Consider the following 16,163-nt stretch of genomic DNA (forward strand, 5'->3'; position numbering starts at 1 on the left):
GGGAAAGGCCAGACTCCCCCGGGATATTTTGGGCAAGAAAAAGCCCAGAAGAAGGATTGGGCCCGGTTAGCTGTCGCGGTCAGGCGTATCGCGGCGCGCGCGGCCCCATCGCTCTTCGCGCAGTCTACGCTGTTCCGCCTTTCGTTTGTCCTTTGCTTCTTTCTGAAGCTGTGCGGGCGGGGGCAGATATTTCCGCGCTTCTTTCAGGGCAAACGGCTGCAGGGTTTTGGCATGCGGTTTCAGGAAGGCGCGCGCACGATCCGGGTCGTGCTTGGACAGATCGCGCACCCACCAAGCCACGGCTTTCTGGATGAACCACTCGGGGTCGCTAACATAGCCGTCCGCCCATCCCAAGACGCGATCCCGAACGGCGATCTCGTCGTCTTTCGGGTTGTTCTGTTTGGTCCAGGGCAGGGTGATCACAAGAGCCGCGCGGCGGGTCCACATGTGATCTGACGTTGTCCATTTCTCGACGTCATCAAGGCGCGACGGATCAGCCACAAGACGTTTCTGCCCCGCCATGCAAACGTGATCGGCAATGGCCCAGCTGTCGAAATCCGAAACCCAGCTTTGGATCAGATCCCACACCGCGTCGTCCGGACGGATACGGGCCTGCGTCAGCAGCTTAGCGGCGGCGATCCGGGCTTCGAACACATCGGTTTTCCACAGCTGATCGGCCAGCGCCACGCGCTCGTCCACGGACAGCGACTGACGCCATTCCTTGGTCAGGTCATTCAGCGCCGGATTCGGGATGCCCCACACCTCGCGCGTTTGCTTGTGATAGGCTTTCTGCCCTTCGGCGCGGCCCGGTTCGATCTGGGCCTTCAGCGCGGCCAGCGCGTCGTCTAGTGTCATTCTACGGTCACCGATTTGGCAAGATTGCGGGGTTGATCCACGTCTGTACCCTTTGCGATCGCCGTGTGATAGGCCAAAAGCTGCGCCGGGATGGCATAAAGGATCGGTTGCACCAATTCAGGGGCTTCCGGCAGCGCAAGCGACTGCCACACACCATCCCCGGCTTCTTGAGCTGCGCGCGCATCGGAAACCAGAACGACGCGGCCGCCACGGGCCATGACCTCTTGCATGTTGGAGACAGTCTTGTCGAACAGTGCATCATGCGGCGCCATGACAACCGTCGGAGTAACTTTGTCGACCAGCGCGATCGGGCCATGTTTCAACTCGCCAGACGCATAGCCTTCGGCGTGGATATAGCTGATTTCCTTGAGTTTCAGTGCGCCTTCCAAGGCCAGCGGGAACATCTGTCCGCGGCCCAGGAACAGGACGTCACGCGCCTCGGCTAACTGGCTGGCGATGTTTTTTGTGGCGGCGTCGATGGTCAAGGCGTGGCTCATCAAGCCAGGCAGCTGGCGCAGCTCGGTCAGGTGTTTCGCAAGGGCCGCGTCGTCCAGATGCCCGCGATCATGGGCGGCTTTCAGGGCCATGATGGCAAAGCTGGCCAGCTGGCAGGTGAACGCCTTGGTCGAGGCAACAGACACCTCGACGCCCGCATAGATTTCCACCGCCACATCGCTTTCCCGCGCGATCGAGCTTTCGGGCATGTTGATCAGCGATACGATCTTGTCGACCTTCCCTGCCGAATAGCGCAGCGCGGCCAAAGTGTCGGCGGTTTCGCCCGACTGGCTGACGAACAGGCCGATGGTCTTGGGCGAGAAGGGCGCCTCGCGATAGCGGAACTCGGACGCGACGTCGATGTCGACGGGCAGGCGCGCGTAGTGTTCGAACCAGTATTTCGCGACCAGCCCGGCGTAATAGGCCGTGCCACAGGCAACGATGGACAGGCGATCCACGTCTGCGAAATCGACCCCGCCAAGGTCCATGGTGATCTTGTCGCCCGCCGTATAGGCCTTCAGCACATTGCCGACCACGGTCGGCTGTTCGGCGATTTCCTTCGCCATATAGTGCTTATAGCCGCCTTTCTCGATCCGGGCGGCGTCCAGCTTGACCTGTTTCACGGGGCGGTTGGCACGGCGGCCTTCGGCGTCATAGATCTCGGCCCCGTCGCGGGTGATGACGGCCCAGTCGCCTTCTTCCAGATAGGTGATTTTGTCCGTCATCGGCGCCAGTGCGATGGCGTCCGAACCCACGAACATTTCACCGTCTCCGTGACCGATGGCCAAGGGGCTGCCCTTGCGGGCGGCGATCATCAGATCGTGTTCGCCGTCAAACAGGAAGCATAGCGCAAAGGCGCCATCCAGCTTCGCCAGCGTGGCCTCGACCGCCTCTTTTGGGGTTTTCCCCTGCGCCACATAGCTTTGCGCCAGCAGGGCGACGGTTTCAGTGTCTGTTTCGGTCGAGAACTCAAATCCTTCGGCGGCGAGCTGATCGCGCAACTCGCGGAAGTTTTCGATAATGCCGTTATGGACAACGGCCACGTCGCCTGCGCGGTGCGGGTGGGCGTTGTCGGTTGTAGGCGCGCCGTGGGTGGCCCAGCGGGTGTGACCGATGCCAGATTTGCCCGAAAGCGGGTTGTGGACCAGCGTGTCCGACAGGTTCACCAGCTTGCCGACCGCACGACGACGGCCCAACTGGCCTTTCGCGTCGATGGTTGCGATACCCGCGCTGTCATAGCCGCGGTATTCCAACCGCTTCAGTGCTTCGACAAGGATCGGTGCTGCTTCGTGATCGCCAAGTACCCCTACAATACCACACATGTTCAGGATCCTTTCTGACGACGGGCTTTGGACGCCCTTAACTTTTCAAACAATTTCACGGCAAGGCCCGGTTTGATCTCGAGCTTCGGGCGGGCGACGGCCATCGCCCCCGCGGGCACGTTTTTCGTGACCACGGTGCCGGTGGCGGTCATTGCCTCGTCCCCGACGGATACGGGGGCAACCAGACAGGTATTCGACCCGATGAAGCTGCGCGCGCCGATGTCGGTGTGGTGTTTTGAGACGCCGTCGTAGTTGCACGTAATCGTGCCCGCGCCGATGTTGGCACCTTCGCCCACACGTGCATCGCCCACATAGGAGAGGTGGTTTACCTTCGCGCCTTCCTCGATCTGGGCATTCTTGATCTCGACAAAGTTGCCGATCTTGGCGTGTTCGGCCAATTCTGCGCCGGGGCGAAGGCGGGCATAGGGGCCGACCACCCCACCGCGCGAGACGTGGCACCCTTCCAGGTGCGAGAACGCGCGGATGCGGGCCTCGCTTTCCACGGTCACGCCGGGGCCGAAGACCACGTTGGGTTCCACGACCGTGTCGCGGCCAATCACGGTATCATGCGAGAAATAGACCGTGTCGGCGGCGATCAGCGTGACGCCATCTTCCATCGCGGAGGCGCGGGCGTTCGCTTGGAACACCTCTTCCGCGGCGGCCAGTTCAGCGCGCGAGTTGATGCCCAGCGTCTCGGCCTCGTCGCAGGTGACAACGCGGGCGGTTAGGCCCTTGGTGCGGGCCACTTCTACGATGTCGGTAAGGTAATACTCGCCCGAGGCATTGTCGTTCCCGACACCGTCGATCAACTCGAACAGGGTTTGGGCATTCGCCGCGACAACGCCGCTATTACAGAGTGTTACAGCGCGCTCCTCATCCGATGCGTCTTTGAATTCAACGATGCGGTCCAGTGCGCCGTCATTCACGATCAAGCGGCCATAACGACCGGGATCGGCGGCCTCGAACCCCAGAACGACGACATCGGCGCCCGCAGCGCGTTCGGCGGCCATGGCCTCCAGCGTGTCCGGACGGATGAACGGCGTGTCGCCATACAGAACGATCGCATCGCCATCGAACCCGTCCAGCGCGGGGCGGGCTTGGGCGACGGCATGACCGGTGCCCAGCTGTTCTTCTTGCACGGCGATGGAGATCTCGGGATCCAGATCAGCGGCAGCTTTGCCGACGGTCTCGGCCCCGTGGCCGACGACCAGCACGGCGCGTTCGGGCTCAAGCGCGGCACCAGACGCCAGCGCATGCGCAAACAGCGGCGCGCCTGCGACCTCGTGCATCACCTTGGGAAGGTCCGAATTCATCCGTGTTCCCTTGCCCGCGGCAAGGACAATCAAGGCTGTTGCCATATCGATCTGCTCTTTCAATTCCTTTTGGCCCGTTTTACCCCTTGGGGCGTGGCTCGCAAGTCTAAGACGTTCAATTAACCTTACGCGAGGTTACAGGGTCGGCGGGGATTTGCCAAAGAAGGATCTAAGGAATGACGCAAGGCAACGGAAAACGCACGGTGATCTTTGATCTGGATGGCACGCTGGCGGACACGTCGGGCGACCTGATTGCCGCTGCAAATGCGTGTTTCGAGGGGCTAGGACATGGAACGATGCTGGACCCAGTGGCCGATGCGCTGACTGCGTTTCACGGCGGGCGGGCGATGCTGCGTCTTGGGTTCGAAAGGTTGAACGGTGCGGCGGACGAGGCCGACGTGGACCGCGAGTTCCCAAACCTGCTGACTGCTTACGAGGCCGACATCGACCGGCACACCGTGATCTATCCCGGCACGATGGAGGCGGTTGAACGGCTGCATGTGGCGGGCTATGCGGTCGGAATTTGCACCAACAAGCCCGAGGGGCTGGCGCGTCTCTTGTTGACGCGACTGGGCATTCTGGACCGGTTCACGTCGCTGATCGGAGCGGACACATTGCCAACGCGTAAGCCCGACCCAGCGCCATTTGTGGCTGCGGCTTTGCAGGCCGGGGGCGATCCGGCGCGTGCGCTTCTGGTGGGCGATACCGTGACAGATCGCGAGACCGCGCGGGCTGCAAACGCGCCCTGTATTCTTGTTGGGTTTGGTCCAGAAGGGCCGGGCGTTGCGCGGCTTGAGCCCGAGGCGATGCTGAACCACTATGACGATCTGGACGACACCGTCGCGCGGCTGATTGGCTAAGCCACTCCATTGACCTTCCGAGCGGGGCTGCGCACTCTGCCGCCATGACTGAACGATTCACCGGCAATTTCACCCAGCAAGAACCCATCCCGGACGAGGGGATCAATGCGGCCTTGGAGGTTCTGCGCCACGGACGCCTGCACCGCTATAACGTGGCCGAGGGCGAGACCGCGCATGCGGCTCTTCTGGAACAGGAATTTGCCGCCCAGATGGGATCGAAATACGCGCTCGCCGTGTCGTCTGGCGGCTATGCCATCGCGACAGCCCTGCGTGCGGTTGGGGTCGAGGCGGGTGACCGCGTTCTGACCAACGCCTTCACGCTGGCCCCGGTGCCCGGCGCGATTGCGTCCCTTGGTGCAAAGCCTGTGTTTGTTGAAGTGACCGAGGCGCTGACCATCGATCTGAACCATTTGGCGCAGATTGTGGCCGAAAAGGATGCGCCGCGTGTGCTGCTTCTGTCCCATATGCGTGGGCATATCTGCGACATGGACCGCCTGATGCAGATCTGCGACGGGGCCGGGGTCACGGTGATCGAGGATTGCGCCCACACGATGGGCGCGCGCTGGAACGGCACCTTGTCCGGGCGGCACGGCGCGATGGCGGCCTATTCGACCCAGACCTATAAGCATGTGAATTCGGGCGAGGGCGGGTTGTTGATTTCAGATGATCCCGACCTGATGGCCCGCGCGATCATCTTGTCTGGCAGCTATATGCTGTATGAGCGTCACTTGGCCGGTCCCCCGCCCGAGGCGTTTGAGAAGGTGAAGTACATCACCCCCAATATCTCGGGGCGGATGGACAATCTGCGGGCGGCGATCCTGCGGCCTCAATTGGCGAAACTGGATGACCAATGTGCGGCGTGGAATGTGCGCTATCGCGAAGTGGAGGAGGGGCTTCGCAACGTGCCGGGTCTAACCGTGATCGAACGACCGGCAGCTGAGGACTACGTCATGTCCTCGTTCCAATTCCTTCTGTTAGACTGGTCCGACGCGAACGTGACCGAGGTGGTCCGCCAATGCGCCGACCGTGGCGTCGAACTGAAATGGTTTGGCGGGGCGGAGCCTGCGGGCTTTACCAGCCGCTATGACAGTTGGCGGTATGCCGACACGCCCAGCCTGCCCAAGACTGACCGGATCCTGAAAGGCATTCTGGACCTGCGCCTGCCGCTAACCTTCTCGCTCGACGATTGCGCGCTGATTGCGCGGATCATCCGTGATGTGGTGAGGCGGGTACATCAGGCAGGCTGAATCCTCCGACAGTTCAGGGAAAGTAAAGGCGCCAGCGTTTTGTGACGCTGCGTGAATTTGCGCGGCTGTTGACGCGAATCGTGCTTTCGGCGCATTAACTGAACAAGCGTTCAATAATGCGATCCTGAATACCAGATCCGAAAGGAAGCCGCCATGTTCAATACCTCGATGAACTTCGACCTGGGCGAAGACGTCAACGCCATCCGCGAGATGGTTCACCGCTTTGCACAAGACCGGATCAAGCCGATCGCTGCCGAAGTTGATCAGAAAAACGCGTTCCCGAATGAACTGTGGAAAGAGTTCGGCGAGCTGGGCCTCTTGGGCGTCACCACGCCCGAGGAATACGGCGGGTCGGATATGTCCTATCTGGCGCACGTGATCGCGGTGGAAGAAATCGCCCGCGCCTCGGCCTCGGTGTCGCTGTCCTATGGCGCACACTCGAACCTCTGCGTGAACCAGATCCGCCGCAACGCGACGGATGAGCAGAAGGCAAAATACCTGCCGAAACTGTGCTCAGGCGAGCATATCGGTGCACTGGCCATGTCGGAAGCGGGCGCAGGCTCGGACGTTGTGGGCATGAAGCTGCGCGCGGAAAAGCGCAACGGCTACTACGTGCTGAACGGCACCAAGTTCTGGATCACCAACGGCCCGGACGCGGACACGCTGGTGGTTTACGCCAAGACCGACCCGGATGCGGGCCCCAAGGGCATCACCACCTTCATCATCGAAAAGGGGATGAAGGGCTTCTCGACCTCGGAACATTTCGACAAGCTGGGCATGCGCGGATCGAACACCGCCGAGCTGATCTTTGAAGACGTCGAAGTACCGTTTGAAAACGTGCTGGGCGAAGAAGGCAAAGGCGTTGCCGTTCTGATGTCAGGTCTGGACTACGAACGCGTGGTTCTGTCGGGCATCGGCACCGGCATCATGGCCGCCTGTCTGGACGAAATCATGCCTTACATGAAAGAGCGCAAGCAGTTCGGTCGCCCGATCGGGGACTTCCAGCTGATGCAGGCGAAGATTGCTGACATGTACACCGCGATGAACTCGGCCCGTGCATACGTTTATGAAGTCGCCAAGGCCTGTGACCGTGGTGAAGTGACCCGTCAGGACGCTGCAGCATGTGTGCTCTACGCCTCTGAAGAAGCGATGAAGCAGGCCCACCAAGCTGTTCAAGCGATGGGTGGCGCGGGCTTCATGAACGAAACGCCAGTGAGCCGCATTTTCCGTGACGCCAAGCTGATGGAAATCGGCGCAGGCACCTCGGAAATCCGCCGCATGCTGATCGGCCGCGAACTGATGGGCGCGCAGTGATGAAAGCTCTGGTTGGCGCAATGATCTTGTTGAGTGCAGTGGCGCAACCCGCCGCAGCGCAGGACATGGTCTATTCTTTCGCGCCGACCACTGATTGCCTTGCAGAAAAAGGTCCCGAAGGCGAAGCACATCAGTGTTTTGGCACTGCTGCCAACGCCTGCATGGAAAACACCCCAGGAGGGTGGAGCACTGTTGGCATGTCAACCTGTCTTGGGCTGGAGCTTGAAGACTGGGATCGCCGACTGAACCGCGCCTACGGCCTTTTGATGACGAAGCTGAAAGCCGAAGATGAAGAGATGGCGGCGCTGGGTTCCTCTGCACCAAAGCAGGCCCCCGCGCTGCGCGAGATGCAAAGGGCATGGATCACGTTCCGTGACACCTCGTGCGATTATGCGCGCACGAAATGGGGTGGGGGCACTGGCGGCGGTCCGGCTGCCACATCGTGCCACTTGTTTATAACTGCCCGACAAGCTTGGTCGCTGGAAGCTGACCTGAACGCTTATGGCGCGCAAATCTGCAACCACGAAGGATGCTGAGATGAAACTTCAATCCCAAGCCACGCCCGGGTCCGAGGCGTATAAAGCAAACCGCGAGGGCCATTTGGAAGCCCTGAAAGTGGTGGCAGATGCTGCCGCGGCCGCCGTTGGCGGTGGTGGGCAGAAATCCCGCGACCGTCACCTGTCGCGCGGTAAGATGCTGCCGCGTGATCGCGTGTCGAACTTGCTGGATCCGGGATCCCCGTTCCTCGAGGTCGGCGCGACGGCCGCCCACGACATGTATGACAATGCCGCGCCTTGCGCTGGTGTGATCGCCGGGATCGGTCAGGTCCACGGTCAGGAATGCATGATCGTTTGTAACGATGCCACCGTGAAGGGCGGCACCTATTATCCGATGACCGTGAAGAAGCACCTGCGCGCCCAAGAGATCGCGGAAGAGTGCAATCTGCCCTGTATCTATCTGGTGGACTCGGGTGGCGCGAACCTGCCGCAGCAGGACGAGGTCTTCCCAGATCGCGACCACTTTGGCCGCATCTTCTATAACCAAGCCCGCATGTCCGCGAAGGGCATCCCGCAGATCGCGGTTGTGATGGGCTCGTGCACCGCTGGCGGCGCTTATGTGCCGGCCATGTCGGACGTGACCATCATCGTGAAAGAGCAGGGGACGATCTTCCTTGCTGGCCCGCCCTTGGTTAAGGCCGCAACCGGCGAAGTTGTGTCGGCTGAAGACCTTGGTGGCGGCGACGTCCACACCCGTCTGTCGGGCGTGGCAGACTATCTGGCGGAAGACGACGCCCACGCTCTGGCGCTGGCCCGTCGGGCTGTGGAAAGCCTGAACCGTACAAAGCCCGCCACCGTGAAATGGCAGGAACCGGAAGAGCCGCTTTATGACGCCGAAGAGCTTCTGGGCGTTGTCCCTGCCGACCTGAAAACGCCTTACGACATCCGCGAAGTCATCATGCGCATCGTCGACGGCTCGCGCTTTGACGAGTTTAAGCCGCGCTTTGGCGAAACGCTGGTCACCGGCTTTGCCCACCTGAAAGGCTGCCCTATCGGGATCATCGCCAACAACGGTGTGATATTCTCGGAAGCCGCCCAGAAAGGCGCGCATTTCGTGGAACTGTGCAGCCAGCGCAACATCCCGTTGGTCTTCCTGCAAAACATCACCGGCTTCATGGTGGGGCGGAAGTATGAAAACGAGGGCATCGCCCGTCACGGCGCCAAGATGGTGACCGCAGTCGCCACCACCAACGTTCCGAAAGTGACGATGGTTGTCGGTGGCTCGTATGGCGCTGGTAACTACGGCATGGCCGGTCGCGCCTACCAGCCGCGCTTCATGTGGACCTGGCCGAACTCGCGGATTTCCGTGATGGGGGGCGAACAGGCTGCGGGCGTTCTGGCGACTGTGAAACGCGACGCGATTGAACGGCAGGGCGGCGAATGGTCGGCGGAAGAGGAAGCCGCCTTCAAGCAACCCACCATCGACATGTTCGAGGAACAGAGCCACCCGCTCTATGCCTCCGCGCGTTTGTGGGATGACGGCATCATCGACCCGCGCAAATCGCGCGAGGTGCTGTACCTGTCGCTGCTGGCCGCACTGAACGCGCCGATCGAAGACACTAAATTCGGCGTCTTCCGCATGTAATCGGACCCGGCCCGTCATTGGGCCGGACATACTCTCGGAGGTCCGCTGGGCACGCAGCCCCCGGAACCTCCGCCCGACAAAAGGAACAGAAACATGTTCACGAAAATTCTGATTGCAAACCGCGGCGAGATTGCCTGCCGCGTCATCGACACCGCCCGAAAGCTGGGTGTGGCCACCGTGGCCGTGTACTCGGATGCCGACGCGAATGCGCGTCACGTGCGGATGGCGGATGAAGCCGTCCACATTGGCCCGCCGCAGCCTGCGCAGTCCTACCTTCTGGGCGACCGGATCATTCAGGTGGCGCTGGACACGGGTGCGCAAGGCATTCACCCCGGCTATGGCTTCCTGTCGGAAAACCCCGACTTCGTGGACGCGGTTGAAAAGGCTGGCCTGACCTTCATTGGCCCGTCCTCGGATGCGATCCGCAAGATGGGTCTGAAAGACGCCGCCAAGAAGTTGATGGAAGAGGCTGGCGTGCCGGTCGTTCCCGGCTATCACGGCGAAAATCAGGACCCGGCGTTCTTGGCAGATCAGGCAAAGGACATCGGCTATCCGGTGCTGATTAAGGCCGTTGCTGGCGGCGGCGGCAAGGGGATGCGTCGTGTGGATGATCCCGCAGATTTCGCGGATGCTCTGGCCAGTGCACAGGGCGAGGCTCAGACCGCCTTCGGCAACCCCGACGTGCTGATCGAGAAATACATCCTATCGCCCCGTCACATCGAGGTGCAGGTCTTCGGCGACGGCACCCATGCGGTGCATCTGTTCGAGCGCGACTGCTCTCTGCAGCGCCGCCACCAGAAAGTGATCGAGGAAGCCCCGGCCCCCGGTATGACCGAGGAAGTTCGCGAGGCGATGGGCATGGCAGGCGTCCGCGCGGCGGAGGCCATCGGCTACAAGGGCGCAGGCACGGTGGAATTCATCGTGGACGGGGCCAACGGTCTGCGGACCGACGGGTTCTGGTTCATGGAAATGAACACACGCCTGCAGGTGGAACACCCCGTGACCGAAGAAATCACCGGCGTTGATCTGGTGGAATGGCAACTGCGTGTTGCCTCAGGTGAAGGTCTTCCCAAGCAACAGGACGAACTGACCATCAACGGTCACGCCTTTGAAGCGCGTCTTTATGCCGAGGATGTGCCGAAGGGCTTCCTTCCCGCGACTGGCACACTGTCCCACCTGAAGTTCCCCGAAGGTGCGCGCGCCGATACCGGCGTGCGGGCAGGGGACACGATCAGCCCCTTCTATGACCCGATGATCGCTAAGCTGACGGTGCATGCGGGCTCGCGCGCTGCAGCGCTGCGGATGCTGTCCTCGGCCCTGTCACACACGGAAGTGGCGGGATCGGTCACCAACTTGGCCTTCTTGGGCGCCCTGACGCGTCATGAAGGCTTCGCCGCTGGCGACGTGGACACCGGCCTGATCGAACGCGACCTTGAGGCGCTGACCGATGAACCGGGCCCCAGCCTCAGCGACATTGGTGCCGCGGCCCTGTGTGCGCTGGACCTGCTGAAGCGCGAAGGTACGGGCTTTACCCTGTGGGGTGGTCAGAACCACTTCGTCACGCTGACCCACGCGGACGAGCAGTTCGACGTGGTCGTGACATCCTATGGCGCGGATCGCCACATGATCACCGTGGGTGATGACCAGATCGAGGCGCTGTGCTTGAACGGTCAGTGGAAAATGGGCGGCGACCGTGGCCCGCGCGTGGCCAAGGCAGGAAACGTGGTTACCGTCTTTGCCCAATCGGGTCTGGAATTCCATGTGGCTGATCCCTTGGATCAGATGGCTGACAGCGGTGCTGGTGCGGGCGTGATCGAAGCGCCGATGCCGGGCCTTGTGAAAGCCGTCTTTGCCACCGCTGGCCAAGAGGTGAAGGAAGGCGACCGTCTTGCGATCCTTGAAGCGATGAAGATGGAGCATTCGTTGGAAGCTGCGCGTGATGGTGTGGTGGCCGAGGTGCTTTGTGCCGATGGCGATCAGGTGGAAGCCGGTGCGCCGCTGATCCGTCTGGAAGACGAGGAAGAGGCATGACATTTCGTCTGCACCATGTGCAATACGGGCGCTCGGTCCGGGTGCTGTGGCTAATCGAAGAGATCGGGTTGGAAGACAAACTCGGCGAGCCGCTTGAGGTGGTTGAATACAAGATCGGCTCGAAAGAGATGTTCGAAAGCGATCTGCGCAAAGTCTCGCCTGCCACCCGTATTCCGGCGCTGGAAATCGGTGACATCACCATGTCGGAAAGTGGTGCCATTATTGAGTACCTGACCGAGACCTATGCGCCCGAACTGGGCGTCGCCCCCGGCCAGCCGGAACGCACGGATTACCTGCAGTGGATTCACTACACGGAAACCATGGCCAGCCTGATCGAACAGCTGAACATGCAGATGGTGTTCCTGCGTCCGCCTGCAAAGGCCAGCCCGATTGTGCTGAAGCTGAACGTGGCGCGTCTGCGCCACACGCTGGCGGGGCTTGAGAAACGGCTGGAAGGACGCGACTGGTTGCTGGATCGTGGGTTCTCGGCCGCCGACATCATGATGGGGTTCAACATCTTCGCCGCGCCTTACTATGTGAAGCTCGACGAATTCCCGAATGTCACCGCCTATAAAGCGCGGATCGAGGCCTTGCCGTCCTACCAACGCACCGTCGCCCGTGAAGGTGAACAGCGTTTCTATGCGCAGGATTTCTATCCCGTGCCTGAGGAGTAAGTCATGGAATATGTTGAAATTTTCGAAGTCGGTCCACGCGACGGGTTGCAAAACGAAAAGCGCCAGATCCCGACCGAAGAAAAGATCGCTCTGGTCGACCTGCTGTCTGGCGCAGGCTTCAAGCGGATCGAGATTGCAAGCTTTGTCAGCCCCAAATGGGTGCCGCAAATGGCCGACAGCGCGGATGTTCTGGCAGGCATCACCCGTGCGCCGGGTGTGTCCTATGCGGCGCTGACCCCGAACATGCGCGGGTTTGAAGGTGCCGTGGCGGCGAAAGCCGACGAGATCGCTATTTTTGGCTCGGCCTCGGAAGGGTTTTCGAAAGCCAATATCAACTGCACGATTGCCGAAAGTCTTGAGCGCTTTCAGCCGGTGGCCGAAGCGGCCAAGGCGGCAGGCCTTCCGATGCGTGGCTACATCTCGTGCGTGACGGACTGCCCCTATGACGGCAAGACCGATCCCGCGCAGGTGGCCTGGGTGGCCAAGGAACTGCTGGCGATGGGCTGCTATGAAATCTCGCTGGGCGACACGATTGGGCAGGCCACGCCCGAGAGTATCTCGGCCATGCTGGACGCCGTGTTGGGCGAGGGCGACGCGTCGAAGTTTGCGGGGCACTATCACGACACCAGCGGTCGGGCTTGCGACAATGTCGAGGCGTCCTTGGCCAAGGGCATTCGCGTGTTTGACGCGGCTGTCGGCGGGTTGGGCGGCTGTCCTTACGCGCCGGGCGCGCAGGGCAATGTGGCGACCGAGGCCGTGCATGACCGTGTGACTGCGCTGGGCTACACCACCGGGCTGGACCGGGACATTCTTGAAAAAGCCGCCGTGATGGCGCGGCAAATGCGCGTGGACAGCTGAGTCCACGAATTTTTGCAAAAATTCGGTCCGATCTTTTGCAAAAGATCGGGTCCCCCGAAAGGAAACGTAATGTACGAAACCATCTCTATTTCCACTGACGAGCGCGGTGTGGCGACGCTGCTTCTGGATCGTGCGGACAAGCACAACGCCATGTCGGCTCAGATGATTGAAGAGCTGACGGACGCCGCCCACAAGCTGGGTGCGGATGACGCGGTACGCGTCGTGATTCTGACTGGCGACGGCAAAAGCTTCTGCGCGGGCGGTGATCTGCGTTGGATGCAGGACCAGATGGCAGCAGACCCGGTGACCCGTGGGGTCGAAGCCAAGAAGCTGGCTATGATGTTGAACGCATTGAATGAAATGCCCAAGCCCTTGATTGCACGCGTGCAGGGGCAGGCATTTGGCGGCGGGGTCGGCATGGCCTCGGTGTCCGATGTGTCGATCGGCGTGCAGGGGGCAAAATTCGGCCTGACCGAAACCCGTCTGGGTCTAATCCCGGCCACCATCGGCCCCTACGTTCTGGCCCGCCTGGGCGAAGCGATGGCCCGTCGTGTCTTCATGTCAGCACGTATTTTCGATGCGGACGAGGCCGTCACGCTGGGCCTCTTGGCCAAGGCCGTCGCACCCGAGGATCTGGATGCGGCCGTCGAAGCGGAAGTGAAGCCTTACCTGTCTGTGGCTCCGGGCGCTGTGGCCGAAGCCAAAGCCTTGGCCCGCCGTCTTGGTCCGCCCATCACGGAAGAGATCATCGACGAAACCATTGCTGGTCTGGTCGCGCGCTGGGAAAGCGCCGAGGCGCAGGAAGGCATCGCGGCCTTCTTCGCAAAAGAGAAGCCAAGCTGGGCGTAACCTGCTAGCCTGCGCAAATGATCTGGGCTGGCTGGGTATATGTCGCGCTGATCGCGATCCTAGTGTGCTTCCAAGCCTGTATGGCGGTGGGGGCACCTTGGGGGCATCTAGCGAATGGCGGCCGCTGGCGCGGTCGTTTGCCCCCAGCGATGCGGGTGGCGGCAGTCGGGCAGGGGGCTCTGCTTGCTTTCATGGGAATGGCGATGGCGGCACAGGCCGGCATCGCGCCGGGCTGGCCCAGTTGGACCTTTTGGGCCGCCTTTGCCGTCACAATTGCCACTACCATCGCCAATCTGGCCACTCCGTCACCCGCCGAGCGTCGACTGTGGGGACCGGTGACTGTTGTCCTGACCCTCTGTGCGCTGCGTCTTGCGTTTGTCTAAGCCCCTCAAGCGACCGAGTGAGTCTCTTTTCCGACCCGATATAGAAGCCGAAATGCTGCAGATGCGCGGATAGACGGAAAGTCGACAAGGAAAATTGATTAACACGTGATGGAAATTTTTGACGAAATCGCGCGGCAGGTAGCGCTCACGCCCCTTACTTTCAACGCCATTTCGCCTGCTTTTTGAACATCCATGCAGTCAAATTCAAATGGCTGAATGCGATGGCCTGTCGGTTGACCCTGCACCGGTGCGGCGGTAAACCGCACATAGCTAGCGAAAGGCGGTAATTCCGCTTTAAAAGGAGCCACACGTGGAAGATCTTCTCCGGGAATACCTCCCCATCATCATTTTCCTCGGACTTGCCATTGTTATCGGACTTGTTCTGATCCTCGCAGCCGTTGTGCTGGCAGTCCGCAATCCCGACCCCGAAAAACTTAGTGCTTACGAATGCGGTTTCAATGCCTTCGACGACGCACGGATGAAGTTTGATAGCCGGTTTTATCTGGTGGCGATCCTGTTCATCATTTTCGATCTGGAAATCGCCTTCCTGTTCCCTTGGGCCGTGGCCTTCAAGGATGTCGGGTTGGTCGGGTTCTGGTCGATGATGGTGTTCTTGGCCGTTCTGACGATCGGCTTTGCATATGAATGGAAGAAAGGTGCGCTGGAATGGGAGTGATGACCGGAGCCAACACTGCAGGCGGTGACCGCGAACACGCGACCCGTCTTCTGAATGATCAGCTGGCCGATAAGGGCTTTCTGCTGACCACTACCGACGACATCATCAACTGGGCCCGTACCGGGTCGCTGCACTGGATGACCTTTGGTCTGGCCTGTTGTGCGGTCGAAATGATGCACTCGGCGATGGCGCACTATGACCTCGAGCGTTTCGGGACCGCCCCACGTGCGTCCCCGCGTCAGTCGGACCTGATGATCGTGGCTGGCACGTTGACCAACAAGATGGCCCCGGCGCTGCGCAAGGTCTATGACCAGATGCCCGATCCGCGCTATGTGATCTCGATGGGATCCTGCGCGAACGGTGGTGGCTACTATCACTATTCTTACTCGGTGGTGCGCGGTTGTGACCGCATCGTGCCAGTGGACGTCTATGTTCCTGGCTGCCCCCCGACCGCAGAGGCGCTGCTTTACGGCATTCTGCAGCTGCAACGCAAAATCCGCCGCACCGGCACGATTGTGAGGTAAGCGATGAGCGAAGCCCTGAACGAACTTGGCGCAACCATTGAAGCCAAACGTCCTGACTGTGTTCTCAGCTGGGATGTGGCCTTTGGCGAGCTGTCCGTGAATGTGCCCCTGTCGGGCATCCCGGCCTTTATCGAGTTCCTGAAGACCGACAACGGCTGCAAGTTCTCGACCCTGGTGGACATCACCGCCGTCGACCATCCCGAGCGTGAAGCCCGTTTTGACGTGGTCTATCACTTCCTGTCCATGTACACGAACCAGCGCATCCGCGTGAAAGTGGCCGTGCGCGAGGACGAGATGGTGCCCTCGATCACCGAGGTCCACAAATCGGCCAATTGGTTCGAGCGTGAAGTCTTCGACATGTTTGGCATCCTGTTTACAGGCCACCCGGATCTGCGCCGCATCCTGACCGACTATGGTTTCCGCGGCTTCCCGCTGCGCAAGGATTTCCCGACCACCGGTTATACCGAAGTGCGGTATGACGAGGTCGAGAAGCGCGTAGTGTATGAACCCGTAACCCTGACCCAGGATTACCGCCAGTTCGACTTCATGTCCCCGTGGGAAGGTGCGAACTATATCCTGCCCGGCGACGAGAAAACGGAAGAGGCCAAAGGCTGAACCTG

General features: G+C 60.9%; 16 protein-coding genes. 13 read left to right on the forward strand and 3 right to left on the reverse strand.

Annotated elements, in window-relative coordinates:
- Window positions 1-66: 66 nt before the first annotated feature.
- Genes Q0677_RS13355 through glmU form a run of 3 tightly spaced genes read right to left on the reverse strand, consistent with a single transcriptional unit; the run spans window position 67 to window position 4,030 of the window.
- Window positions 67-855, reverse strand: coding sequence for a DNA alkylation repair protein (locus tag Q0677_RS13355; protein ID WP_298910680.1), 789 nt, complete (start codon window positions 853-855; stop codon window positions 67-69).
- Window positions 852-2,672, reverse strand: coding sequence for a glutamine--fructose-6-phosphate transaminase (isomerizing) (glmS, locus tag Q0677_RS13360; protein ID WP_298910683.1), 1,821 nt, complete (start codon window positions 2,670-2,672; stop codon window positions 852-854). Before glmS ends, Q0677_RS13355 begins: the two co-directional genes overlap by 4 nt.
- A gap of 2 nt (window positions 2,673-2,674) precedes the next feature.
- Entirely contained in the window at window positions 2,675-4,030 is a 1,356-nt protein-coding gene (gene glmU / locus Q0677_RS13365) for a bifunctional UDP-N-acetylglucosamine diphosphorylase/glucosamine-1-phosphate N-acetyltransferase GlmU (protein ID WP_298910686.1), read from the reverse strand.
- Between the two features lie 131 nt (window positions 4,031-4,161).
- Here glmU and Q0677_RS13370 point away from each other — a divergent pair, with 131 nt between their 5' ends.
- The 13 genes from Q0677_RS13370 to Q0677_RS13430 all read left to right on the forward strand — a co-directional run bounded on the left by Q0677_RS13370 (window position 4,162) and on the right by Q0677_RS13430 (window position 16,158).
- The gene (locus Q0677_RS13370) at window positions 4,162-4,845 is read left to right on the forward strand and encodes an HAD-IA family hydrolase (protein ID WP_298910691.1); all 684 of its coding nucleotides are present in this window, start codon (window positions 4,162-4,164) and stop codon (window positions 4,843-4,845) included.
- Between the two features lie 44 nt (window positions 4,846-4,889).
- Entirely contained in the window at window positions 4,890-6,092 is a 1,203-nt protein-coding gene (locus Q0677_RS13375; protein ID WP_298910696.1) for an aminotransferase class I/II-fold pyridoxal phosphate-dependent enzyme, read from the forward strand.
- Window positions 6,093-6,245: 153 nt separating this feature from the next.
- The gene (locus tag Q0677_RS13380) at window positions 6,246-7,406 is read left to right on the forward strand and encodes an isovaleryl-CoA dehydrogenase (RefSeq protein ID WP_298910699.1); all 1,161 of its coding nucleotides are present in this window, start codon (window positions 6,246-6,248) and stop codon (window positions 7,404-7,406) included.
- Entirely contained in the window at window positions 7,406-7,942 is a 537-nt protein-coding gene (locus tag Q0677_RS13385) for a lysozyme inhibitor LprI family protein (RefSeq protein WP_298910701.1), read from the forward strand. Before Q0677_RS13380 ends, Q0677_RS13385 begins: the two co-directional genes overlap by 1 nt.
- Before the next feature lies 1 nt (window position 7,943).
- Window positions 7,944-9,548, forward strand: coding sequence for a carboxyl transferase domain-containing protein (locus tag Q0677_RS13390; protein ID WP_298910702.1), 1,605 nt, complete (start codon window positions 7,944-7,946; stop codon window positions 9,546-9,548).
- A gap of 93 nt (window positions 9,549-9,641) precedes the next feature.
- Window positions 9,642-11,579 carry an acetyl/propionyl/methylcrotonyl-CoA carboxylase subunit alpha gene (locus tag Q0677_RS13395; RefSeq protein WP_298910704.1) on the forward strand — a complete coding sequence of 646 codons (1,938 nt, stop codon included), beginning with the start codon at window positions 9,642-9,644 and terminating at the stop codon, window positions 11,577-11,579.
- Complete coding sequence (locus Q0677_RS13400) at window positions 11,576-12,253, forward strand: glutathione S-transferase family protein (protein WP_298910707.1); 678 nt, start codon at window positions 11,576-11,578, stop codon at window positions 12,251-12,253. Before Q0677_RS13395 ends, Q0677_RS13400 begins: the two co-directional genes overlap by 4 nt.
- 3 nt (window positions 12,254-12,256) lie before the next feature.
- Entirely contained in the window at window positions 12,257-13,111 is an 855-nt protein-coding gene (locus Q0677_RS13405; protein WP_298910710.1) for a hydroxymethylglutaryl-CoA lyase, read from the forward strand.
- 69 nt (window positions 13,112-13,180) lie between these two features.
- A complete protein-coding gene (locus tag Q0677_RS13410; RefSeq protein ID WP_298910713.1) occupies window positions 13,181-13,960 on the forward strand; it encodes a crotonase/enoyl-CoA hydratase family protein in 780 nt (259 codons plus the stop codon).
- Window positions 13,961-14,151: 191 nt separating this feature from the next.
- A complete protein-coding gene (locus Q0677_RS13415) occupies window positions 14,152-14,343 on the forward strand; it encodes a hypothetical protein (protein ID WP_298910716.1) in 192 nt (63 codons plus the stop codon).
- Window positions 14,344-14,653: 310 nt separating this feature from the next.
- On the forward strand, window positions 14,654-15,019 hold the full coding sequence (locus tag Q0677_RS13420) for an NADH-quinone oxidoreductase subunit A (protein ID WP_133489503.1): 366 nt from the start codon (window positions 14,654-14,656) through the stop codon (window positions 15,017-15,019).
- Complete coding sequence (locus tag Q0677_RS13425) at window positions 15,010-15,543, forward strand: NADH-quinone oxidoreductase subunit B family protein (protein ID WP_108855999.1); 534 nt, start codon at window positions 15,010-15,012, stop codon at window positions 15,541-15,543. The genes Q0677_RS13420 and Q0677_RS13425 overlap by 10 nt, the downstream gene beginning before the upstream one ends.
- Before the next feature lie 3 nt (window positions 15,544-15,546).
- Window positions 15,547-16,158 (forward strand): NADH-quinone oxidoreductase subunit C, encoded by a 612-nt coding sequence (locus Q0677_RS13430; protein WP_298910721.1) that lies wholly within the window; start codon window positions 15,547-15,549, stop codon window positions 16,156-16,158.
- Window positions 16,159-16,163: the final 5 nt, after the last annotated feature.

Source organism: uncultured Aliiroseovarius sp., assembly GCF_947492455.1.
Lineage (GTDB): Bacteria > Pseudomonadota > Alphaproteobacteria > Rhodobacterales > Rhodobacteraceae > Aliiroseovarius.